Genomic DNA, 22,564 nt, shown 5'->3' on the forward strand with positions numbered 1-22,564 from the left:
CCCAGCCACAGCGTGATGCCCACACCGCTGCCCAGCTCAGCGATGCCCAGCGCCAGCGCGACCACCAGCAGCAGCCAGCCCAGCACCCGCGCCGTGCGCTGCCAGTTCGGTGCAGGCGGGTGCCCCAGCAGGTGCCTGCCGTGCCGTTCCGTGGCGAAAGCCAGCGCGAAGAAACCCAGTCCGCTCAGCAGCAGGATGCCCAGATGCATCCCGCTCAAGCTCCATACGGCGTTCATGCGCCACCTCCCCGCTCTGCCAGCCAGAGCAGCCAGGAGATTCCGGACAGCAGCAGCGTGCCGACGACCATGCCTGTCCAGGCACGGGCTGCACTACGCGTGTGGACAGCCCAGATCACCGCCACGGTGTAAACGGTGAAGCTGATCATCGTCGCCCACAGCACGCCCTGCGCCCGCGGCGCCGGCCACAGCAGCGACATCAGCACGGTGGCCGCGGAAGTGAGCGCGTAGCCGCCCAGCGCGGCGGCAGCCACGCGGGAGGCCACCGACCAGCGATAGGCCGGCGTCAAGGTGCTTTCCTTTTTCATGCCACTCCCTTCCTCGGCATGGCGCCCGCCGCAGCCTGCACGGCCCGGCCCGCCGGGGCCAGGCGGCGCCGCACCTTGATCGCCGTATAGGCAAACATCGCCGCCAGCGCCCACATCGTCAGATCGAAGCCCGCCAGCACCCAATCGCCGGCCGGCAGAGTCTGGCCGAGGTGGCGATCCGTCGTCAGGGCGTTGATCACCGGCACCAGCGCAAAAGCTGCGCAGGCACCCCACAGCAGTTCGACCCAGGCGCGTGCAAGCGGCCGCGCCCGGGCATAGAACAAGGTGCCCAGCCACACCGCGAACAGGGAGTGGAATTCCCAGGCCGCCCGATCCGCGATGTCGACCGGCAGCAGGCGGTTCGCCCAGAAGTAGGCCGCCACCGCCAGCGGCAGGCCGGCAATGGTGGCGACGTTGAGCGCCTCGACCAGCCGCACGCCGAAGTGCTCGGCACCTTCGCGACCGCTGCCCAGGTGATGCCTGCGCCGCTTGACGCTCCACAGCACCAGCCCGGTACCGATCATGGCGCAGCCCAGCAGGCCGGCCACGAAGTACAGCCAGCGGCCCCAGATATCGGCAAACAGGCCTTCGTGCAGGTTGAACATCACGCTCTGGGTCAATCCGGCGCTGCCGCCGGGGCGGGGTTCCGGCTCCAGCCGCTCGCCCGTCCCGGCATGGAAACGCAAGGTGGCCGGATTCCAGAAATCCAGGCTGCCGCCGGGAACCTGCGCGACGAGGATTTCGGGCGGCTCGCCTTCGTGGCGCTCGATGGTCACCGAAGCCACCCGGCCCGCGCCCCATTCCGCCTCGGCCTGTGCGACCAGCGGCGCCAGCGCCACCGCCGGCTTGCCGATCGGCTCATGCTTGTGTTCGCCGCGCTCGAAAAGCGCGTCGTAATATGCCGACTGCTCCGCCGGGCCGGTGCCATACAACACGTCCCGGCCGGCCGGCATGTAGGTGAACAGGAAGAACACCAGCCCGCTGTAGGTGATCATCAGGAAGAAAGGCAGCGCCATCACGCTCACCGCATTGTGCGCATCCAGCCAACTGCGCTGGCCCTTGCCGGGGCGGAAGGTGAAGAAATCCTTGAAGATCTTCTTGTGCGTGATCACGCCGCTGACGATCGCCAGCAGCATCAGCATCGTGGCGATGCCGACAATGCGGATGGCCCAGTCGTAGGACATGTAGTGCAGCGCGTAATGCATCCGGTACAGGCCGCGGCCGCCCGCGGTTTCGCGCGGCTCCGGGCCGGCGGGCAGCAGCGCGCCGGAGGCCGGATCGAGCTTTTCGCTGCCGCTCGCGCCCCACTCGTGGCCCGGCAAGGGCATCTCTTCCCAGCGGATCTCGAGACCGCGCCACTCGCGCGGTGCCATCGCCTCGTGCGGCAGGGTGATGCGCCAGCTCGCGGCCACCGGTGCCACCTGTTCCAGGCGCTGCAGCGCGAGTTCGAGCATGTGTCCGGTCGCGACGCCCTCGCCCGGATTGTCCAGCTGCATGGCACGCTCCGGCTCCATCCAGCGGGTGATCTCGTACTGGAAGTAGCCGGCGGTGCCGGTGACGAAAACGAAAAACAGCAACCAGCCGGCCACGAGGCCGACCCAGGTGTGCAACCAGGCCATCGACTGGCGGAGATGCTCTTTCATGCCTGTCTCCAGGCATGACGGGCAGGCCCGCGTGGGAAGAGAAATTGTCTGTGCATCGGTAATGGTGAGAAAAAGGAAGGGGCATGAACGCCCCTGGATTCGCGCGGCGGGCTCGAAGGCGACTCTTTTCGCCGTCTTCTGCGCTCTCACCTGGTATGTCGTTTGAGGCGGCGAAAAACGGACATTTCTTACTTATTGTTACAAGTTCACGAGAAAAGGAATGCCTCGATGCGTATGGCAGGCGCGATTGACGACCCCGTCTCCAGCAAATGAAAATAAGAAGGATTAACAACACCCTTCTGTGCTCGTTCGCACCAAGCAAGGGTCTTCGCCCACCGGAGCACGCCGTGCCTGTCGCCCCAGCCCACCCCGTTGCCAAGCTGTACACCGAGCATCACGGCTGGCTGCACGCCTGGTTGCGCAGGAAGCTGGGCTGCTCGAACCACGCGGCGGACCTGGCCCAGGACACCTTCCTGCGGCTGCTCAGCCAGGAGCGCCGCGGCACGCCGGTCGAAATCCTGCGCCAGCCGCGCGCCTACCTGGCGACGGTCGCCCATGGGCTGGTGGTCAATCTGTGGCGCCGCCAGGAGATCGAACGGGCCTGGCTGGAAACGCTCGCCAGCCGGCCCGAGCCGCTTGCACCCTCGCCGGAAGAGCGTGCCCTGCTGGTCGAAGCCCTGTGCGAGCTCGACGCCCTGCTCGATCGCCTCAACCCCAAGGCCCGCAGCGCCTTCCTGATGGCACGGCTCGACGGCCTGAGCTACGTCGAAATTGCCGGCCAGCTGGGCGTTTCCGAACGCATGGTGAAGAAGTACATGGCGCAGGCCATGCTTCATTGCCTGCAGTCGGGGCTGGCACCATGAGCCCGGCGGCCAGGAGCAACGGCAATCCGCCGGATGCTTCCGACTTCGAGGTACTGCAGCAAGCCGCCGAATGGTTCGCCGTTCTCGGCGCACCTGCCGTCAGCCCCGCCCAGCGCCAGGCCTGGCAAGCATGGCGGGACGCCGATGCCCGCCACCAGGCCGCCTGGCAGCAGGTCGAGAACATCTGCGGCGCCTTCAGCCATCTCCCCACGGCCGACAAGGCCGGCGCACGCCGCGCCCTCGACACGGCCTCCGAGCGGCAATTGACGCGCCGGCGGGCCGCCAAGATGCTGCTTCTGCTGTGCGGCACCGGTACCTTGGGCTGGACTGCCGTCCGCCACACCCCCTGGGCCACCTGGAACGCGGAATACAAGACCGCCACCGGCGAACGGCGCCAGGTCATGCTGGCGGACGGCGGCGGCATCTGGCTCAACTCCGCCAGCGCCATCGACGTCGATTACAGCGGCAGCCTGCGCCGCATCCATCTGCACGCCGGCGAAATCCTGATCCAGACCGCGCTCGACCTCCACCAGCTGCCGCGCCCTTCGTCGTCCACACCACCCACGGCCGGATGCGCGCCCTCGGCACCCGCTTCAGCGTGCTGCAGCAGGATGCGGCAACCCAGGTCACGGTGTTCGAGGGCGCGGTCGAACTGCAGCCGAAAGCAGCCGGCGCGCCGGCCCTGATCGTGCACGCCGGCCAGCAAAGCCGGATGAGCCGCGACGGCGCCTCTCCGCCCGCCGACGCCGACAGCGCCCGCCAGGCCTGGAGCCAGGGCCTGCTGCTGGCGGAGAACATCCGCCTGGCCGACTTCATCGCCGAACTCGCCCGTCACCGCCCCGGCTATCTCGGCTGCGCGCCCGAGATCGGCGAACTGCGCCTGGTCGGTGCCTACGAGCTCGGCGACACCGACCACGTGCTGGCCGCGCTCGAAGCCACCCTTCCCGTCCGCGTGCGGCGCGTCCTGCCGTGGTGGGTCGTCGTCGAAGCGCGGCAGGAACCGGCCGCCAGGTAATTTTTTTCGGCGCCGAGGTTCCCTTTTCGCCCCGCTCGATTGGCTTACCGGATGAAACCCTTTCATCCACCCCTTTCGAGTGCAGGCAACTCATGTTCAAGCCCTCCAGCCCCCTCCCCCCGAACCGCCGGCGCCAAGCGCTCGCTCTCGCCGTGCGCGCCGCGCTGCTCGGCCTGCCGCTGCTCATCGGCCTGCCCCAGGTACGGACTGCCGCCCACGCGGCGGAAACCATCGCCCGGCAGAGCTACGAGGTGCCGTCAGGAGCACTCGCCGGCGCCCTGCTCCAGTTCGCCCGCCAAGCCGGCATCCAGCTTTCGGTCGACGCCAGCCTCACCGCGGGGCACGGCAGCAAGGGTTTGCGCGGTCAGTACAGCATCGACTCGGCCTTGAGCGCGCTGCTTGCAGGCACGGGACTGGAAGCGGTGAATCGAGGCGGCAACGAATACACCTTGCGCAAGCTGCCGGCACGGCAGGGAGAAACGACGCTGGCGCCCGTGGCGGTCACCGCCAGCGTGGAGCGCAGTGCCATCAGCGAAGGCACGGGCAGCTACGGAGCACGGGGTGCGAGCATCATGAAAGGGGTGCAGTCGCTGAAGGAGACTCCCCAGTCCGTCACCGTCATCACCCGCCAGCGGATGGACGACCAGGGACTGGACACGCTGGAAGACGTACTCGCCAACACCACCGGCGTCACCCTGCGCCGGCGTGTGGGCGGTGGCAACGACATCGTCATCCGCGGTTTCGAGACCAACACCATCCAGTACGACGGCATGCCGCTGCCGCGCTCCTACACCAACGGCAACATGCTGCAGGCCAGTTCCGTCCATCTCGACCGAGTGGAAGTGCTGCGTGGCGCCCAAGGCCTGCTGGAAGGCGCCGGCAGCCCGGCCGGCGCGGTGAATCTGGTGCGCAAGCGAGGCACGGCCGAACGCCGGTTGATGGTGGAAGGCCGCGCCGGCTCCTGGGACAACTACGGCGCCCGCGTCGATGCCGGCGGCCCGCTGAACGAAGCCGGCACGCTGCGCGCCCGCGCGGTGCTGGACTACGAGGACAAGAGCGCCTACGTGGACAAGGTGTGGGACCGCAACCTGAGCGCCTATGCCGCGCTGGACCTCGATGCCACGCCGGACACCACCCTCGGCCTGGGGCTGGCCCATACCCGCTTCAAAGGCAACAGCGGTATTTACAACGGCCTGCCGCGCCATGCCGACGGCACCATGCCGGATCTCCCGCCGCGCCAACATGGACGCCGACTGGAGCGAGGCGACGCGGGAGGAAACCCAGCTCTTTGTCGATTTCGAGCACCGTTTCAATCCGGACTGGAAGCTGAAGGCCAGCGGCATCTACATCGACGAGACCTTCGACGGGGCCACCGCCCTGTCCTACTTCCGCCTGATCCCGGTCGGTGGCAACTCGATGACGGCGCCTGGTTTCGCCTACGATTTCGGCGGCCGGAGCAAGGGCCTGGATATCAACCTGAGCGGCGCATTCCAGGCGCTGGGAATCGCCCACGAAATCGTCGTCGGCGGCAGCTACTCCAACCAGGAGCGCGACGACGCCTTCCACGAGTACTCGAACACCACCATCGACATCTTCGACAGCAAGGCCGACATCATCCCGCTCGGCGCCCGCGCGCTCAGCCGCATGCGCGATCTCGGTTCCAAGACCACCCAGCGCGGCCTCTACGGGCTGTGGCGCGGGCATCTCACCGATCGCGCCACGCTGATCCTGGGTGGCCGTGCGAGTTGGTACGACTACCGCAGCGCCATCGTCAATCCGGTCAACGGCGCCATCGTCACCCGTTCCCGGGAGAAGGAAAACGGCGAATTCACCCCCTACGGCGGTCTGGTCTATGCCCTGACGCCGCAGTGGTCCGCCTATGCCAGCTACGCCGAGATCTTCGAGCCGCAAAGCGTCACCGACGCCGGGTTCAAGGTCCTGCCGCCGATGACCGGCGTCAATTACGAACTGGGCATCAAGGGCGAACTGTTCGACGGCGCGCTCAACACCTCGCTGGCAGTATTCCGCGTCGACCAGGAAAACCGCGCCGTCACCGACTACGACTCGCCCATGCTGTGCGGCGGCTGGTACTGCTCCCGCGCCGCCGGCAAGGTGCGCAGCCAGGGCGTCGAGCTGGAAGCCCACGGCAGGCTGGCGCGCGGCTGGCAACTGAGCGGCGGCTATACCTACAACCGCAACAAGTACCTCGAGGATGCGGACGAAAGCCTGGTCGGCAAGCCGTTCAGCGACGAAACACCCAGGCACATGCTGCGCCTGTGGTCCGACTACCAGTTGGCCGGCGAGTTGGAAAAGTGGCGCATCGGCGCCGGGGTGAACTACCGCAGCAAGCAAAAGACCGACAGCGCCACCATGAAGAACCCGGTACAGGGCGGCTACGCCGTCTGGAACGCCCGTGTGGCCTACCAGATCGACAAGACCTGGAGTGCCGCGCTCAACGTCGAGAACCTGTTCGACAAGCGCTACTACTCCAACATCACCACCAATTACCTGCACAGCTACGTGGGCGAGCCACGCAGCTTCCTGCTGACCGTGCGCGGCAGCTTCTGACGCCGATACCGAGCGCCCCTGGCTCTGCACACATCAGCCACGGCGGCACCCGCTTGCGGGTGCCGTTTCCTTCAACACGCGCAGGACGCTGCGCATATCGTGCCCGACCTTCGTATTAGTCCTCTATGGTTTGCAGCACATAGCGCGGCCTTCCCCGGTCCGTGATGAATACCGGTCCGGAAGCAGCCGCCCGCTTGGCGGCTCCGACATCACGGATGAACTGACCGCTTGAAACAGCGTGGATGGTCATTTCTGCCCCCTGCGCACCACCGATGTCTGTACGTTGGAACATTGACTGAACGCATGCCAGCGGCCGAGAGAACAGGAATTCAAGCCAGTCGCCTGAACAGGCAGCGGTGCTATCATTTGCGAATGATTCTCATGACAAGCCTCGCACCTTTCCGTACCTGAATGGTACGGATCGAGCGCCCGGCCTGTCCGGCACGGAGCCTGCCTTGCAGCACAAAGCGACAGAACAAACCCGCTTGATCGGCGAACTGTATTCCAGCCATCGCGGCTGGCTGCAGGGCTGGCTGCGCAAGAAGATCGGCTGCCTGCACCAGGCTGCCGATCTGGTGCAGGACACCTTCGTCAAGCTGCTGTCGTCCGCGAATCTGCCGGCCCTGCGCGAGCCGCGCGCCTACCTGCTGGTGATCGCCAGCCATCTGATGATCGATCATTACCGGCGCCGCAAGCTGGAACAGGAAAGCCTGCAAACCATGGCGGTGCTGGCCGAAGACGCGCTGGCCGCCAGCCCCGAGGAGCAGGCCGCGACCCGCCAGCTGCTGGGAGAGACCCTGCACGTCCTGGCCCGCGAACTGGGCGACAAGCCCTGCCGGGCCTTTCTGATGGCGCGCGTGGATGGCATGTCCTACGCGGAGATCGCCGCCGCACTCGGCGTGTCCGAGAGCAGCGTCAAGCAGTACCTGAGCAAAGCCCTGGCGTATTGCCATGCCCGCCTCTACACCCATGACTGACGCGGCGCTGAACGAATCCGCGATCCGCGAACAGGCCGCCGAGTGGATCGTGCGCCTCGACGACGCACTGGACGACGCCCAGCGCCAGGCCGTGCAGGCGGCCTGCCGGGCGTGGTGTGCGCAGGACGAGCGGCACGCGCGCATCTTCCGCCAGATGCAGCAGATGTGGCAGGCCGCAGCCCAGCCCGCCAAACCGAAACGCGGCGGGAAAACCGCCGCCGCGGCCGGCCTGCTCGCCCTGCTCGTGCTGTGCTGGCTGCTGCCGCTGCAGGCCTGGCTGGCCGACGTGCGCGTGGCGCCGGGTGAACTGCGCCAGGTGACGCTGGAGGATGGCAGCCGCCTGACGCTCGACAGCGGCGCGAGCGTCGATATCCGCTTCGACGGGCAGATGCGCTCGGTGCATCTGCATGCCGGCCGCTTGCTGGCCGACGTGGCCAAGGACCCGCAAGGCCGCAGCTTCCGCATCGTCGGCCGCGACGGCACGGCAACGGCGCTGGGCACGCGCTACATCGTCGATCAGCAGGCCGCCGACACGGCGGTCAGCGTGCTGGAATCCTCCGTCGCGGTGGCCAGCCGCGCCCGACCGGACCAGCCGGTCGTCCTGCAAGCCGGACAAACCGTGCGCTATACGCGCGCAGCGCCGGGCACGCCGGAGACTCTGGCACCCACCGCCACCGACGCGGCCTGGGCCAACGGCCAGCTGATCTTCAACGCCACGCCGCTGCCCGAGGTCGTTGCCGAACTGGCGCGCCACCGGCGCGGCATCCTGACCCTGCGCCGGGCCGACGAACTGGCCGAGTTGCGCTTCACCGGCATGCTGCCGCTGCAGGACAGCGATGCCGCGCTGCGCATCCTGGCCCGGTCGCTGCCCGTGTCGGTGGAACAGGCCACGCCGTACGTGGTCTGGCTGGCGCCGGAGGAAACCCGGACGCAAAAATAATTTCACGATGGACTGCCCGATTTTTTCCGGCGCCAGTCATGGAGGTTGAGCAGCAGCTTTCATCAACCATCAGGAGTTCATCGTGCATCGTCTTCATCACGGCCGGCTGCCCGCGCGGCTGTCGCTGATCGCCCTGTGCCTGGGACTGGCTGCGCCAGCCTCGGCACAGACCGGCAGCCCCCTGGCGTCCCCGCTTCCCCTGTCCATCTCCGCCCAGCCGCTGGACAAGGCGCTGACCGAACTGGCCGCCAAGACCGGCCTGCTGATCGGCGTGGACAGCAGCCTGCTGGCCGGCAAGCAGGCACCGGCCATCAACGGCAGAGTACGCCGACCACCGCGCTGGACAAGCTGCTGGAAGGCTCGGGCCTGGAGGCGGTGAGCCAGGGCGGCAACGAATACACCTTGCGAAAGCTGCCGGTACGCCCTGGAGAAACGCGCCTGGCGCCGGTGACGGTGAGCGCCGGGGTGCTGCGCGACGCCACCAGCGAAGGCACCGGCGCCTACGCCGCCCGCGGCGCCACACTCTTCAAGGGCACCCAATCGCTGAAGGAGATTCCCCAGTCCGTCACCGTGATCACCCGGCAGCGGATGGACGACCAGGGGCTGGACACGCTCACCGAGGTGCTCGAACAGACGCCCGGCATCACGCTGAGAAAGCGGCCCAACGGCGGCAGCGATATCTATGCGCGCGGCTTCCTGACCGAAACGCTGCAGTACGACGGCATCCCTTTGTCGCGCTATCACAACTGGGGGAATTCCCTGGCGGCAAGCTCGGTTCACCTCGACCGCGTCGAAGTGCTGCGCGGCGCACAGGGACTGCTGGAAGGCGCGGGCAGCCCGGCCGGCGCGGTCAACCTGGTGCGCAAGCGCGGCCTGGCCGAGCGGGCACTGACCGTCGAGGGCCGGGTCGGCTCGTGGGACCACTACGGCACCCGCCTGGACGTCGGCGGTCCGTTGAACAGGGAAGGCACGCTGCGCGGCCGCGCGGTGCTCGATTACGAAGACAAGCAGTCCTTCCTCGACACCGTGTGGGACCGCAACCTCAATCTCTACGCCGCGCTGGATTTCGACGCTACGCCGGACACCACCATCGGCGTGGGCGTGGCGCATGCCCGGCTGAAAGGCAACAGCGCGCTCTATCCCGGCGTGCCCCGCTACGCCGATGGGCGGGACCTCGGCCTGCCGCGCTCGGCCTATGTCGCCGCCGGCTGGAACGAGGCCGACCGGCGCGAAACCCAGGTCTTCCTCGATCTGGAGCATCGCTTCAGTGAAAACTGGAAGCTGAAGGCCGCGGCGGCCTACGTCCACGAAAACTACGATGCAGTCGAGTCGCACGCGAATGGGCGCGTCGCCGTGGGCGGCAGCACGGTCAGCGGCGTCGGCTATGCCTACGACGATGCGGCGAACAGCCGGGGGCTGGACATCCATCTCAGCGGCAAACTCCAGGCTCTGGGGCTGGCGCACGAGGTGGTCATCGGCGGCAACTACACGAAGCAGAAACGCGACGATGGCTATGTCCAGTACTGGAATTACACGACCTACGACGTTTTCAACCCGGATCACGACACGCCGCACCTTTCCGCCTACACGCCTTCAGACATTTGGGAGCAGCAGGCGGACACCACGCAAAAGGGGTTGTACGCGCTGCTGCGCAGCCACCTGACCGAGCGCGCGACCCTGGTGCTGGGCGGACGGGCGAGCTGGTACGAATTCAACGACATGGGAATCAGCCGCGTGGATGGCTACACGTTCTCCTCGGCAAAGAAGGAGAGCGGTGAATTCACCCCCTACGGCGGACTGGTCTATGCCCTGACACCGCAATGGTCGGCCTACGCCAGCTACGCGGAGATCTTCAACCCCCAGAGCGCCACGGACGCCCAGCGGCGCCTGCTGGAGCCGATGACCGGCACCCATTACGAGGTTGGCGTCAAGGGCGAACTCTTCGGCGGCGCCTTGAACACCTCGCTGGCGGTCTACCGCGCCGAACAGAAAAACCGTGCCGTCACCGACTACGATTCGCCGATGCTCTGCGACGGCTGGTACTGCTCACGCGCCGCCGGCAAGGTACGCAGCGAAGGCGTCGAGATCGAGGCGCACGGCGAACTCGCACCGGGCTGGCAGCTCAGCGGCGGCTACACCTACGGCCGCAACGAGTATCTCGACGACGTCGACCCGGCACGGGTCGGCAAACCGTTCGACTACATCTCTCCCAAGCACATGCTGCGCCTGTGGTCCAACTACCGGCTGCCCGGCGAGCTGCATCCATGGCAGGTCGGCCTGGGCACCACCTACCGCAGCCAGCAGAAGACCAGCAGCAGCACCATGCTGAACCCGGTGCAGGGCGGCTACGCGATCTGGAATGCCCGCGTGGCCTACCAGATCGACAAGACCTGGTCGGCCGCACTGAACATCGACAACCTGTTCGACAAGAAGTACTACGCGTCCATCGACGACCAGTACTACTACAACCACGTCGGCGAGCCGCGCCGCTTCCTGCTGACCGTGCGCGGCAGCTTTTGAGCGGAGTGGACCGAGCCAAAGGTGAAATCCATCATGTCATGCAGGCCGTGACTGATGGGTTTCGCTACGCTCTGCCTATGCAGCCCAACCCATCCACGGGCCTGCGCCCACGCCGCGCCCAACACGACGGAACTACGGCACATACACGCCCACGGATCGGCCAAACCAACGCCACTGTTCTCGAAGTCCTTCGTATTCCTCGTCACTCCAGGATGCAGATTCACTCACCGCCAGCGGGTCGAGCAGATTTGATGGCATCTTGTCATACAAACCATTTCATGCCGGCCATGTCATCTTCCGTTCCCGACGCAACATTGCTCGACTCCAAGAACGACGCCGTCTTCAAGCTGCTGTTCGCGAGCAGCCCCGGCTGCTCGCCGACCTGATCAATGCCGTGCGGGCCGATGCGCCGCCCATCGACGTGATCGAGGTCATCGACCCCGGCATCACGCCGGAAGACCTCGCCGATCAGTGGAGGCGCTGCGCATGCTCACGTAAAAGCATGCGGGAAGCTGCCCAAAGCTAGTCACTCGCTCCCCAGCGCCACCACCGGATCGAGCCGCGCCGCCTGCCGGGCCGGCATCAGCCCGAAGATCAGGCCCGTCGCCAACGCGCAGCCGAAGGCCAGCAGCATCGCGCGCAGCGAGAAGATCACCGGCACGCCCCAGGCGATCAGCGCCACACCGATCAGCAGCCCGATCACGATGCCTGCCACGCCCCCCACCAGCGACACCACCACCGCTTCGGTCAGGAACTGGCGCTGGATGTCGCGCTGGCGCGCGCCCACCGCCATGCGGATGCCGATCTCGCGGGTACGCTCCTTCACCGACATCAGCATGATGTTCATCACCCCGATGCCGCCCACCACCAGCGAGATGCCCGCGATCAGCGCCAGCATCAGCCCCTGCTGGCGGCTGGCCTCGTTCTGCGAGCGCACCTGCACCGCATTGGCGTACACCCGGAAATCCTGCGTCTGCCGGGCCTGCTCCAGCACCTGTTCGATGCTGGCGACGGTCTGGTCGACCTGGGTGAGATCACCGACCCGCAACTGGATGCCGCCCGCGTAGGGCGAACCCCACAGCCGCTGCGCGCCGGTGGCGAAGGGCACCATCGCGGTGTGGTCCTCTTCGTCGTCGCCGGTTTCTTGCAACACGCCGACCACCTGGAAGGGCATGCGGTTGATCTGCAGGTAGCGCCCCACCGGATTGACCGCCGGATCGGGGAACAGCCGTTCGCGGGTGCGGATGCCCAGTACCACGACCGGGGCCAACTCGGTTTCGTCTTTCTCCGTCAGGTAACGACCGGTGGCCATCTTCAGGTTGAACACCCGGTAGGCGTCCGCGCCGGTCGCCAGCACCCAGGTGGTGAAGCGGTGCTCATCGGCCACCAGATTGCCCGTGCGTGGATTGAATGGCACGACCGCTTCCACGTTGGGCACTGTCCGCACGACTTCGACGTCCTGTACGCTGAGTTGCCCCCACTTGCCCGTCACCGGGTCGTTGTCGGGCCAGATCATGACCCGGTGCGTGCTGCCGAAGGCGGCGAGATTGGCCAGGGTGCGTTCGCTCGACCCCAGCCCCACCGCCATCAGCACGATCACCGAGGCCACGCCGATGACGATGCCCAGCAAGGTCAGCAGCGTGCGGAAGCGGCTGATCCACAGCGTACGCCAGGTGCCGGTCAGGGCTTCGCGGACGTCGGCCCGCAGCGAGGCGCCATGTTCGGTGCCCCCTTCCTGCCGTGTCGGCGCTGCGCTTGGCGTCTCATCGCCCTTGTTCTCGCAGCCCTGCCCCGTATCCTCTACGATCCGCCCATCATGTATCCGCAGTACCCGCCGCGCCTGTGCCGCCACCTTCGGGTCGTGCGTGATCAGGATGACGGTGTGCCCGGCATCGGCCAATTCCCGCAGCAGCGCCATCACCTCCTTGCCACTGCCGGAGTCGAGCGCCCCGGTCGGCTCGTCGGCCAGGATCACCTGCCCGCCGTTCATCAGTGCCCGCGCAATCGATACCCGCTGCTGCTGCCCGCCCGAGAGCTGATGCGGCGTGTAGCCCGCCCGTTCCCCCAGGCCCAGCCGTGCCAGCAAGGCCTGGGCGCGCTGCTGGCGTTGTTCCGGTGCCATGCCGGCATACACCGCCGGCACCTGGACGTTGTGGCTGGCATCCAGTGCGCGGATCAGGTGATAACCCTGGAACACGAAACCGAAGGCGCTGCGCCGCAGACTGGCGAGTTCGTCCGGACTCATGCCGCCGATGTCGCGTCCGGCAAAACGGTATTGCCCCGAACTGGGCCGATCCAGGCAGCCGAGGATGTGCATCAGCGTGGACTTGCCCGAGCCGGACTGGCCGACGAGGGCGACGAACTCGCCCGCGTCGATCTTCAGGTCGATGCCGTGCAGCACTTCCACCGCAGGCGTACCGCCGCTGCCGCCGTAGTGCTTGCGGATACCGCACAGTTCGATCAGCGGCACCCTTTCTTCACGTTCCCCGCTCACCAGCGCAGCCTCTGCGATCCGCGCTGTGTGGTGATGCCGGTCACCAGCGCTTCACCTTCTTCCAGCCCCGAGAGCACTTCGGCGTTCAGGCGGTCACGCACGCCGATACGCACCGGGCGCTGCTGTACTTGGCCGTCCTTCAGTACCGGTACCGTGAAGGTCTCGTCCTCGGCCGGCTCGAGCAAGGCCAGCGGTGCCAGCAGCACATCGCGTGCGCCGGCCGAAACGAAGAACACACGGGCGCTCATCTGCGGCATCAGCGCGCCATCGGTGTTATCCACGTCGAACAAGGCGGTGTAGTTGACCACCTGGCTGCTCGGCGTAGATTCGCTGCCTTCCCCCGTCGAAGCAGTCGGCGGCGCCGGCAGCAGTTGCCGCAACGTACCTTCCCAACGCCGCGGCCAGCCCTGGCTGTCACGCAAGCCCAGCGTCGTGAACCAGACCGGCATGCCGGCACGCACCCGGCCCACGTCAGCTTCCGACACCGACGCCCACACTGTCATGCGCGTCAGGTCGGCAATGCGCAGCACGCTCGGCGTCTGGTAGGTGGCGTTCAGCGTCTGGCCTTCGCGCGCTTCCAGCGTCACCACCGTGCCATCCATCGGCGCATAGATGCGGGTGTAGCCCAGCAGAGCTTCGTTGCCGCGCAACGTGGACTGCGCCCCTTCGATGCGGGCCTTCAAGCTGGCGATGCGTGCTTCGGTCTTGTTCAGGTTGGCGCGGGCGATCTGTACCTGCTCCTGGCTGGTCGAATCCAGTTCGGCCAGCCGCGTCTGGCGCTGCATCTGCTGCGTATCCAGTGTGCGCTGGGCCTGCTGCTCGGCCAGTTCCGCGCGCAGGCTGTCCAGCGCCGCACGGTCGGCCTGTACCGCAGCCTGCTGCAAGGCGGGGTCGATCTCCAGCAGCAGTTCGCCCTTGCGCACCGTGCCGCCCGACTGCACCACGATGCGCTTGATCTGGCCCGACACCTGTGCACCCACATCCACATAACGATGGGGCTGCAACACGCCTTGTGCGGCCACCGCATCCTCGATGTGACCGCGCCGTACCGGCTCGGTGTCGATCGTCTCGATCGTGCGGTAGAACCCCCACCACAGCAGCCAGCACAGCGAAACCAGCACCAGCGTGGTCATCAGTGCGCCATAGGCTTTGCGAACACTCACGACACAGCCTCCGCCATACCCGAAACCCTGTCAGGCATTCGTCTCTCCCTTTGCAGAAAACCGTTCCAAACCAAGGCACTCAAAAGCGAGAAATCGTGCTCGCCGAAGCTGTCATCCTCGAAACCATCCGCTTGCGTGAAAACCATCGGATCAAGCTGCCGGACACCATCATCGCGACATCGGCGCTGACCCACGATCTGCACCTGATGACCCGCAACGTGGGTGACTTCACGGCAACCGGCGTGCGTCTGCTCAATCCTTGGGATATGTAATAGGGGACCCACACTCCTGCTCAAGCCAGCGCCCCCCTCAACGCCACCCCATACCCCAGCACCACCCCCACGAGCAGCACGACGGCCAGCCAGCGGCGGGCGAGCCGGTGTGGTGCGTCAAGCTCTCCCGCCTTGTTCTCGCCCGCACCGCTCGCCTTGCGCGCCGACATCATCTGTGCCGGCGGCTGGCCGGGCCATTTCGGGAAGGCAAAGACCAGTACCAGCGCGGCCATGCACATCCAACCGAACCACTGCGCGATGCCGGCCCCGGTGCCCAGCGCCGCGATGCACAGGCCCAGCGCGACAGCCAGCAACAGCCCGCCCAACCCCCGGCACAGCCAGCGCCAGCCGCGCGCCGGTAAGCGGCGCAGCAACTGTTTGGCCTGGCGCTCGGTGGCCAGCGCCAGCAGCAGAAACCCGGCCAGGCTGGCCAGCAGCACAACGGCGTCGGGCATCATTCCTTGCATCCAGCCATCAGCAGCCACGCGGCGCCTGCCGTCAGCGCGGTACCGAGCAGCATGCCGGCCCAGGCTCGGCCAGCGCTGCGGGTCGAGTACACCCAGATCACCGCGATGGTGTAGAGCGTGAAGCTCAGCATCGTCGCAGCCAGCACCGCTTGCGCGCGGGGAATCGGCCATAGCAGCACGGTAGCAGCAAAGGTCAGGGCATAGCCGCCAAGGGCGGCGGCCATCACGCGCGAGGCGACCGACCAACGGTACGCCGCCGGCAATGGAACGGATTTGCGGCTCATGCGCTTTGTTCCTTCAGTGCCATCGTGGACGGGGCTGGTGCGAGCTTGCGTTGGATTTTTCGCGCGATCAGCGCAAACACGGCCGCCAGCCCCCACATCGTCAGATCGAAACCGGCCAGTGCCCAGTCGCCGCCGCCCAGTGCATGGGGCAGGCTGCTGCCCAAGTGTTTGTCGGTGGTCAGCGCGTTGAGCACCGGCACCAGCGCGAAGGCGGCGCAGGCGCCCCAGCTCAGTTCGATCCAGGCCCGCGGCAGCGGCCGGGCCAGGGCGTAGCACAGCGTGGCCAGCCACACCGCGAACAACGTGTGCAGTTCCCAGTCGCCTCGATCGGCCATGCCGACCGGCAGCAGCCGATTGGCCCAGAAGTAGGCCGCCACGGCGATCGGCAGGCCGGCGATGGTGGTGACGTTCAGCACCTCGACCAGCCGCAGGCCAAAGCTTTCGGCATGCTCCTGGCCGGAACCCAGGTGGCGCTTGCGGCGCTTGATCGTCCACAGCACCAGCCCGGTGGCGATCATCGCGCAGCCGAGCAGGCCGGAGACGAAGAACAGCCAGCGGCCCCACCAGCCGGCAAAGAGGCCGAAGTGCAGGTTCAGCAACACCCGCTCCGTATCGAGAGCGCTACTGCTGTCCGCTTCGCCCGCCAGCCTCTCGCCGCTCTGTGCATCGAACCGCAGGCTGGGCGGCACCCAGAAGCGCACCAGATGCCGGGACCGTTTCTGTACCAACTTGATCTCCAAAGGGCCGCCTGCGAAGCGGGTGACATAGACATAAGCGACTGGCGCCCTGCCCCATTCGGCTTCGGCCTGCGCCAGCAAGGGCGCCAGTGCCGTAGCTGGACGACTCACCGCGACGGCTTCCCCGGTGTCCTGGAGGAACAGTTCGGCAACATAGGCATGGGACGAGTCGTATAAAGCCGTCCGTGCCGCCGGCATGTAGGTGTACAGCGAGAACACCAGCCCGCTGTAGGTGATCATCAGGAAGAAAGGCAGCGCCATCACGCTGACCGCGTTGTGCGCGTCCAGCCAGCCCCGCTGGCCCTTGCCGGGGCGGAAGGTGAAGAAGTCGGTAAAGATCTTCTTGTGCGTGATCACGCCGCTGACGATCGCCAGCAGCATCAGCATCGCCGCGGCGCCGGTGACGAGCAGGCCCCAGTCGTGCGGCAGCCTATGGTGCAAGTCATAGTGCAGCGCGCTCAGCCCATGTCCGCCGGCGGTCTGCCGAGTCTCGACCTTGGGCAGCACCGCGCCGGTGGCCGCATCGAGCCGTTCCCGGCCGGTGTCACCGTGCTCCTCGCCCGCTTGCGGCATCGTTTCCCAAGCGATCGACAAGCCCTGCCGGCCCCGCGGCGCCAAGTCGTCATGCGGCAGGCTGACGAACCAGCGTTCGCCGCCCGGCGCAACCTGCTCCAGCCGGTCGAACGCACGCTCCAGCATCGCCGCCACTGCCGGCACGCTGTCGTCGTACACCGGCGCCTGTACCAGCGGCCGCTCGGGCTGCATCCAACGGGTGATCTCATCGATAAAGTAGCTGGCCGTGCCGGTAACAAAGACGTAGAACAGCAACCAGCCGGCGACCAACCCCGTCCAGGTGTGCAGCCATGCCATGCTGCGGCGAAAACCGTCCTTCATCGCCCAGCTCTCCTCTGGCTTCCACGACGGCTTGCGAGGGGATTTACCAATGGCATAATAATCAGATTAAATGACAACGTACTGTCGTGGCCGCCATCCCTCACGACAGCGTGCTAAAGGATCTGTTCTCCCATCCGGCAATGGTCGAGGCGCTGCTGCGCGGCTTCGTGCACGAGGACTGGGTCGAACAACTGGACTTTCGCACGCTGAAAAAGCAGAACAGCCACTACGTCAGCGACACGCAGAAACAGCGCAGCGCCGACGTCGTCTGGCGCGTGCAGTTGAACCTGCCCGACGGTGGCCGGGAATGGCTCTACCTCTTCCTGCTGATCGAGTTCCAGAGCAAGACCGACCCCTGGATGGCGCTGCGCATGCTCACCTACGTCTGCCTGCTCTACCAGGACCTGGTCAAGCGCGAGAAGCTGAAACCGGGCGAGCTGCCGCCCGTCTTCCCGATCGTGATCTACAACGGCAGGGACACATGGCAGGCCAGCACCGAAGTCGCCCGGCTGATCGGCGCGCCGGACAGCCTCCGGCGCTGGATGCCGGCTTTCCGTTACCAGGTGCTCGACGAAGGGCGTGTGCCGGCAAACGAACTGAAGCATCTGGCCGACAACCTGATGGCGCAACTGATCAAGCTCGAGACCCACCTGCCCGACGATCCGGCCATCCTCGAAACGACGCGGGCATTGATCGAACTGCTCAAAGGTCCCGGCTTCGACTCCCTGCGCCGCATCTTTACGACCTTCTACCACCACACTATCCTGTCGAAACTGAAGCCGGGGCACACGATCCAACTGCCCGGTACCTTGCAGGAGATCGACACCATGCTGGCCGAACGTATCGACGAATGGATTGAGGGACTTCGCCAGGAAGGGGAACTCAAGGGACGAAAGGAAGGCGAGCGCGCGGGTGTGCTCAAAGGCAAGCAAAGCACCTTGAGCCAGTTGCTGCGTCTGCGTTTCGGCCCTATGCCCGCCTGGGCGGAAGCGCGGCTGGCGGCAGCGCCGCTGGAGCAGCTCGAAGGCTGGATCGAAGCGGTGCTGACCGCGGAAACCCTGGAAGGCGTGATCGGGCTGGAAAACTGAAGCCTGCCGACACAAAGACACGCGGGAAGCCGCGCAATTGGCTGGAGCATCCGGCGCAATTGCGCGGCTTTTTGCTGAGCCGGCAGCAAGTGCGCAGAAGGAGTGATGAGAGGGAAGCATTACCGAAGGCGATAGCCTCTCCGGCCGGGGAGAAAGGCCGAAGAGGGTGGGACGGTCAACGGATCAGAACTGGTACTTCAATGTGACGTACAAATTACGCGGCGCGCCGGAGCCATGGTAGGAAAGATTTCCGCCCCCCTATAGTTCTTGTCGAAAACATTGTTCATATTCGCCGAGACGCTCAGATTTTCACTGAACGAATACCGCGCCATCAGATTCACCACAGCATAGCTCTTCTGTGTTGCGTAATCGCGCAGGCCGTACGAATCGAAGCTCGTGCCATATATCTTGCTTTGCCAAGTAAGACCGCCACCCACAAGCAGGCCGGAAATTTTTCTAGACTCGTAGGTACTGAACAGCTTGAACTGATGTATCGGGATGCTTGTATTCAGTCGATTTCCTTCACTGTCATCCAATCGGAAGCGAGTGTAGCCACCCTGCACCTTCCACTGAGGCGTCAGCTCACCTGCCACTTCCAGCTCCCAGCCGCGGCCTTCGGTATTGTTCTCAGCTCTTGCAACAGCAGAGCCGGTAGGACCAATGACACTCCAGTCATCGACGACCGCCAGGTTGTCCTTCCAGGTCTCAAACACTGCCACGCTGGCATTCAAACGCCCGTCAAACCATTCGCCTTTCAATCCAAGCTCATGGTTCTTGCCGGTTTCCGGATCGAGCAGGTTACCCTTTGCATCGCGGTAATTCTGCGGCCTGAAGGTTTCCGTATAGCTTGCATAGGCTGAAAGCTGCTGCGTCAGATCGAAAACGATGCCAGCGTATGGCACAAAAATGTTTTCTTGCTTCCTGTCGTCGATCACATTTCCTACCCAATCGCGGTATGTCTCCCAATCGTTCCAGCGCCCGCCCAGGATGGCCGACAAGCGATCCGACAGCCTGATCTTCGTGGCCAGGTAGAAAGCGGTCTGTTTATTTTTTATCGTACCCCACATCCTGTAACCGGTTTCCCAATCCGGCTCCGGGTATTGGAACGCACCATCCACCACCGGAAGATGAATGTCGTATTCACTTTCCCAATAGGCTTCAGGAGTTTTGATTGTCTCAGAGGTTCGACTGAAGCCAGCAGTCAAGTCATGACTTAAGCCAAACAAACGATACTGGCCATGCAGGCTTGCGGAAAAAGCATCCGTGTCGGCGTCATGCCTATATCGACGAAGGAGCAGCTCAGAAAAAATGTGATCCGGGCTGGGGTATCCATAGTAGCCGGCACTATTTTCAAAAGTCTTGAACTTGATGTTGCTGTAGTTCAACTTGACACTCCAATCGGCGTTGAACGCATGCTCAAGGGAAACAGATGCATTGGTACGCTTTGCATCCCACTCCCCCCAGTCCGGAAACTGCCCGTCACGCCGGGTAAAAGGCGTGGGCGTTCCATCGCTGTACAGCATCGACAAGCCGCCATAATTCAGGCCGGCATTGCTTTTTTCATGGCTGTGATCAAGCGACAGGCTGAGCAGCGTACTGCTGCTCAAGTCTGCCTCCAATATGCCGTACGCAATACTGCGCTCGGACTCGTAGCGCCTTACCCATGACTCGCTTTCATCGTAGGCAGCCACGAAGCGTCCGCGTACCGTCGCCGCTGCGTTCAAGGCGCCGCCCACATCCACCACAGTTCCACGCTGGTCCCAGCGGCCAACACTGCCTTCGATGGATGCCCGGAAGTCCTTGCCAGGGCGTTTCCGTACAAAATTGATGCTGGCAGTGGGCTCCCCCGCTCCCGTCATCAGACCGGTCGCGCCGCGAACGACCACTACAGAATCATAAATGGCGGTGTTGATCGAATTGCCGGTACCGTCCTGGATCCATGCAGAGTTCGGCGTCGTGAAGCCATCGACCTGAAAGCTGCTGACCGGGCCACCTCTGGAAGACACACCCCCCATTCCGCCGACGTCAGGCCCTTGAATCGAGCGATATAAACCCGGAGTTTGTTCGGCGAGGGCCCCAAAGGACTGCAAGCCCTGATCGTCCATGCGCTGCCGCGTGATCACCGATATGGATTGCGGCGTTTCCTTCAGCGACAGATTCATGCCGGTCGCTGCGTTGGCGCTGCCAGTGGTATAGGAGCCCGTGCCTTCGGTCAGCGCATTACGCTCCACCCCCGCCGTCACCGTCACACTCGGCAGCTGCGTATCCCCACGCGACACTGGCTGGATCACCAGCGTGTCCCCTCGCCGCACCGCCTGCAGCCCACTACCGGCCAGCAGGCGCTCGAAGGCCTGCATGGTTGTGAACTGCCCACTCAGCGCCGGTGCGCTGCGGCCGGCAGCAAGGGCCGGGTCGAGCGCAAGCTGCAGCCCGCTCTGGCGGGCGACGTTGGCGAGCGCGCTTTCGAGCGATTGCGTGGGCAGGTCGAGGTTCAGGCTTTGCGCGTGAACGGCCTGGGCGCCGACCAGCAGTGCGCCGGCAACGAGCCGGGCGAGCGTGCGCCGGGCTGGAAACGCGGGGAAAGGCCGGGCTTCACGACGGGTGTGCAGCTTCATTGGCAAGACTCCGATGAGTGGTGGTTGGGCTTACCTTCCACAAGTCGGATTTGCGCGGAAATTCCAGCACGAATTTTTTCGATCTTCGGCCTGCGGCTGTGATCGAGGACGAAATCCGCCCGGCGGCGGACTCACCCCAGCGGCCGCGGCGGCACCGTGCGGGCGTCGATGACGAAGCCGCCGGCGGTTTTCCGTAGTTCGAGCGGCAAGGCGGTGGGCAGGGCGCGCAGCCAGTCTTCGATACGATCGAGGCGGACATCGCCGCTGACCGGTAGCGCAGCGACGCTGGCATCGACTTGCACCTCGCGCTCGTGATAGCGCGCCAGCCTTTGCACGGCGTCCTTCAAGGGCACGCGGCTGAAGCCGATGCGTCCATCCCGCCACGGCGCGACGTCTTCAGCCGTGACGCCTGGCTGGCCGGCCGTGATTTGCCAGGGCTGGCCGGGGACGATGCGCAGGCGCTCGGCGGCGCCGAGCACGACTTCGGGCTGGCCGCCCAGCCAGGCACGCCAGCCGCGCGGCGCCACCGAGACGCGGCCCGAGGCGACGTGGACTTCGATCCAGCCTTCGTCCTGTGCGCTGCGCTCGCTTTCGACGGCAAAGCGGGTGCCGAGCACGGTGATACGTACATCGGCCAGGTCGACGACGAAAGGCCGTTCCGGCGCGCGGGCGACGTCGAACCAGGCGCTGCCGTGCAGCAGGCGGACGTGGCGGCGGCCGGATTCGTAGACGACTTCGGCGGCGCTGCCGGCGTCGAGGACGATCTGCGAGCCATCCGGCAAGTCGTGGGCTTGCGCCCAGCGTTGCGGGTTGCGCCAGGCCTGGCGCCATTCGATGCGGCCGTCGCGCCGCGTCTGCCAGGCGACGCCGCCCGCCCCTGCGCCGAGCACCAGCATGCCGAGCAGGGCTTGCAGGCTGCGCCGCTTGCGGCCACGCCCTTGTTCGCCTCGGGCGCCTTCGCCGCGCCAGTGGCTCAGGGCGCGGTGGATGCTGTCGGTGGCGCGGATGATGTCGCGCTCGATGGTGCTGCGGGTGACGCCGTAGCGCGCGGCGAGCTCGTCGTGGCCAATGCCTTCGGCGCGGTGGGCGAGGAAAACTTCGCGCGTGCGCGGCGGCAGGGCTTCGAGGCTGCGGGTGACGGTGTGCAGCGCCTCGCGGTACAACTGCTGCTCCAGCACGTCGGCGCTGGCATGGTGCTCGGGTTCGGGCAGTTCGTCGCCGTACTGGTGGGCGAACACCTGGCGGGAGCGCTGGAGCTGGCGAACGTGATCGGCCGCCATGTTGTGCGCCATGCCGAACAGGTAGGCACGCGGGTCCTCGAGGCCAGCCGGCTCATCCGCCATGCTCACCCGCATGCCCAGTTCCTGCACCAGATCCCGCGCATCGTCGTGGTTGCCCAGCCGTCTCGTCGCATAGCGCAACAAGGCATCGTAATGGCGCTGGAAGACGGGCAGCAGCACGCTCCCCTGCTCGGCCGCTT

At 65.7% G+C, this 22,564-nt stretch carries 20 protein-coding genes and 2 pseudogenes; 12 read left to right on the forward strand and 10 right to left on the reverse strand.

Going from position 1 to position 22,564, the window contains the following annotated elements; translation table 11 throughout:
• Positions 1–11: 11 nt before the first annotated feature.
• The 3 genes and pseudogenes from AAFL97_RS24620 to AAFL97_RS10155 all read right to left on the reverse strand — a co-directional run.
• Positions 12–236, reverse strand: a pseudogene (locus AAFL97_RS24620) (DUF3325 family protein); the annotation flags it as partial.
• Positions 233–544 (reverse strand): iron transporter, encoded by a 312-nt coding sequence (locus AAFL97_RS10150; protein ID WP_341644795.1) that lies wholly within the window; start codon positions 542–544, stop codon positions 233–235. The gene AAFL97_RS10150 and the pseudogene AAFL97_RS24620, both read right to left, overlap by 4 nt.
• The gene (locus AAFL97_RS10155) at positions 541–2,187 is read right to left on the reverse strand and encodes a PepSY-associated TM helix domain-containing protein (protein ID WP_341644796.1); all 1,647 of its coding nucleotides are present in this window, start codon (positions 2,185–2,187) and stop codon (positions 541–543) included. Before AAFL97_RS10155 ends, AAFL97_RS10150 begins: the two co-directional genes overlap by 4 nt.
• A gap of 347 nt (positions 2,188–2,534) precedes the next feature.
• Between AAFL97_RS10155 and AAFL97_RS10160 the strand changes: the two genes are divergently transcribed.
• The 10 genes and pseudogenes from AAFL97_RS10160 to AAFL97_RS10205 all read left to right on the forward strand — a co-directional run bounded on the left by AAFL97_RS10160 (position 2,535) and on the right by AAFL97_RS10205 (position 11,596).
• A complete protein-coding gene (locus AAFL97_RS10160) occupies positions 2,535–3,050 on the forward strand; it encodes a sigma-70 family RNA polymerase sigma factor (RefSeq protein ID WP_341644797.1) in 516 nt (171 codons plus the stop codon).
• Positions 3,047–3,736 (forward strand): DUF4880 domain-containing protein, encoded by a 690-nt coding sequence (locus AAFL97_RS10165; RefSeq protein ID WP_341644798.1) that lies wholly within the window; start codon positions 3,047–3,049, stop codon positions 3,734–3,736. The genes AAFL97_RS10160 and AAFL97_RS10165 overlap by 4 nt, the downstream gene beginning before the upstream one ends.
• On the forward strand, positions 3,622–4,065 hold the full coding sequence (locus AAFL97_RS10170; protein WP_445954486.1) for a FecR family protein: 444 nt from the start codon (positions 3,622–3,624) through the stop codon (positions 4,063–4,065). Before AAFL97_RS10165 ends, AAFL97_RS10170 begins: the two co-directional genes overlap by 115 nt.
• Before the next feature lie 92 nt (positions 4,066–4,157).
• Positions 4,158–4,901 (forward strand): annotated as a pseudogene (locus AAFL97_RS10175) (TonB-dependent receptor plug domain-containing protein); the annotation flags it as partial.
• Between the two features lie 367 nt (positions 4,902–5,268).
• Positions 5,269–6,633, forward strand: coding sequence for a TonB-dependent siderophore receptor (locus tag AAFL97_RS10180; RefSeq protein WP_341644800.1), 1,365 nt, complete (start codon positions 5,269–5,271; stop codon positions 6,631–6,633).
• Between the two features lie 455 nt (positions 6,634–7,088).
• Positions 7,089–7,610 carry a sigma-70 family RNA polymerase sigma factor gene (locus AAFL97_RS10185; protein WP_341644801.1) on the forward strand — a complete coding sequence of 174 codons (522 nt, stop codon included), beginning with the start codon at positions 7,089–7,091 and terminating at the stop codon, positions 7,608–7,610.
• A complete protein-coding gene (locus AAFL97_RS10190) occupies positions 7,603–8,550 on the forward strand; it encodes a FecR family protein (RefSeq protein WP_341644802.1) in 948 nt (315 codons plus the stop codon). The genes AAFL97_RS10185 and AAFL97_RS10190 overlap by 8 nt, the downstream gene beginning before the upstream one ends.
• Before the next feature lie 82 nt (positions 8,551–8,632).
• On the forward strand, positions 8,633–8,929 hold the full coding sequence (locus tag AAFL97_RS10195; protein ID WP_341644803.1) for a hypothetical protein: 297 nt from the start codon (positions 8,633–8,635) through the stop codon (positions 8,927–8,929).
• Positions 8,926–11,070 (forward strand): TonB-dependent siderophore receptor, encoded by a 2,145-nt coding sequence (locus AAFL97_RS10200; protein WP_341644804.1) that lies wholly within the window; start codon positions 8,926–8,928, stop codon positions 11,068–11,070. The genes AAFL97_RS10195 and AAFL97_RS10200 overlap by 4 nt, the downstream gene beginning before the upstream one ends.
• 259 nt (positions 11,071–11,329) lie before the next feature.
• On the forward strand, positions 11,330–11,596 hold the full coding sequence (locus AAFL97_RS10205) for a hypothetical protein (RefSeq protein ID WP_341644805.1): 267 nt from the start codon (positions 11,330–11,332) through the stop codon (positions 11,594–11,596).
• On the opposite strand, the gene AAFL97_RS10210 is transcribed toward AAFL97_RS10205, so the two are convergent.
• Positions 11,597–13,564 carry an ABC transporter permease gene (locus tag AAFL97_RS10210; protein WP_341644806.1) on the reverse strand — a complete coding sequence of 656 codons (1,968 nt, stop codon included), beginning with the start codon at positions 13,562–13,564 and terminating at the stop codon, positions 11,597–11,599.
• Positions 13,561–14,727 (reverse strand): efflux RND transporter periplasmic adaptor subunit, encoded by a 1,167-nt coding sequence (locus AAFL97_RS10215; RefSeq protein ID WP_341644807.1) that lies wholly within the window; start codon positions 14,725–14,727, stop codon positions 13,561–13,563. The genes AAFL97_RS10210 and AAFL97_RS10215 overlap by 4 nt, the downstream gene beginning before the upstream one ends.
• Positions 14,728–14,822: 95 nt before the next feature.
• On the opposite strand from AAFL97_RS10215, the gene AAFL97_RS10220 reads away from it, so the two are divergent.
• On the forward strand, positions 14,823–14,999 hold the full coding sequence (locus tag AAFL97_RS10220) for a hypothetical protein (RefSeq protein ID WP_341644808.1): 177 nt from the start codon (positions 14,823–14,825) through the stop codon (positions 14,997–14,999).
• Positions 15,000–15,019: 20 nt separating this feature from the next.
• On the opposite strand, the gene AAFL97_RS10225 is transcribed toward AAFL97_RS10220, so the two are convergent.
• From AAFL97_RS10225 to AAFL97_RS10235, 3 genes are read right to left on the reverse strand one after another with little or no spacing between them, the layout of a single operon-like run.
• The gene (locus AAFL97_RS10225) at positions 15,020–15,457 is read right to left on the reverse strand and encodes a DUF3325 family protein (protein WP_341644809.1); all 438 of its coding nucleotides are present in this window, start codon (positions 15,455–15,457) and stop codon (positions 15,020–15,022) included.
• Entirely contained in the window at positions 15,454–15,750 is a 297-nt protein-coding gene (locus AAFL97_RS10230) for a DUF3649 domain-containing protein (protein WP_341644810.1), read from the reverse strand. The genes AAFL97_RS10225 and AAFL97_RS10230 overlap by 4 nt, the downstream gene beginning before the upstream one ends.
• The gene (locus AAFL97_RS10235) at positions 15,747–17,381 is read right to left on the reverse strand and encodes a PepSY-associated TM helix domain-containing protein (protein ID WP_341644811.1); all 1,635 of its coding nucleotides are present in this window, start codon (positions 17,379–17,381) and stop codon (positions 15,747–15,749) included. Before AAFL97_RS10235 ends, AAFL97_RS10230 begins: the two co-directional genes overlap by 4 nt.
• Before the next feature lie 86 nt (positions 17,382–17,467).
• On the opposite strand from AAFL97_RS10235, the gene AAFL97_RS10240 reads away from it, so the two are divergent.
• Positions 17,468–18,469: an Rpn family recombination-promoting nuclease/putative transposase gene (locus AAFL97_RS10240; RefSeq protein WP_341644812.1), complete on the forward strand. Its 1,002-nt coding sequence runs from the start codon at positions 17,468–17,470 to the stop codon at positions 18,467–18,469.
• Positions 18,470–18,666: 197 nt separating this feature from the next.
• On the opposite strand, the gene AAFL97_RS10245 is transcribed toward AAFL97_RS10240, so the two are convergent.
• Positions 18,667–21,084 carry a TonB-dependent siderophore receptor gene (locus tag AAFL97_RS10245; RefSeq protein WP_341644813.1) on the reverse strand — a complete coding sequence of 806 codons (2,418 nt, stop codon included), beginning with the start codon at positions 21,082–21,084 and terminating at the stop codon, positions 18,667–18,669.
• Between the two features lie 131 nt (positions 21,085–21,215).
• On the reverse strand, positions 21,216–22,544 hold the full coding sequence (locus tag AAFL97_RS10250) for a sigma-70 family RNA polymerase sigma factor (protein ID WP_341644814.1): 1,329 nt from the start codon (positions 22,542–22,544) through the stop codon (positions 21,216–21,218).
• Positions 22,545–22,564 lie beyond the last annotated feature (20 nt).

Origin of the sequence: Thauera sp. SDU_THAU2, assembly GCF_038260575.1 — a bacterium.
Classification (GTDB): Bacteria; Pseudomonadota; Gammaproteobacteria; order Burkholderiales; family Rhodocyclaceae; genus Thauera.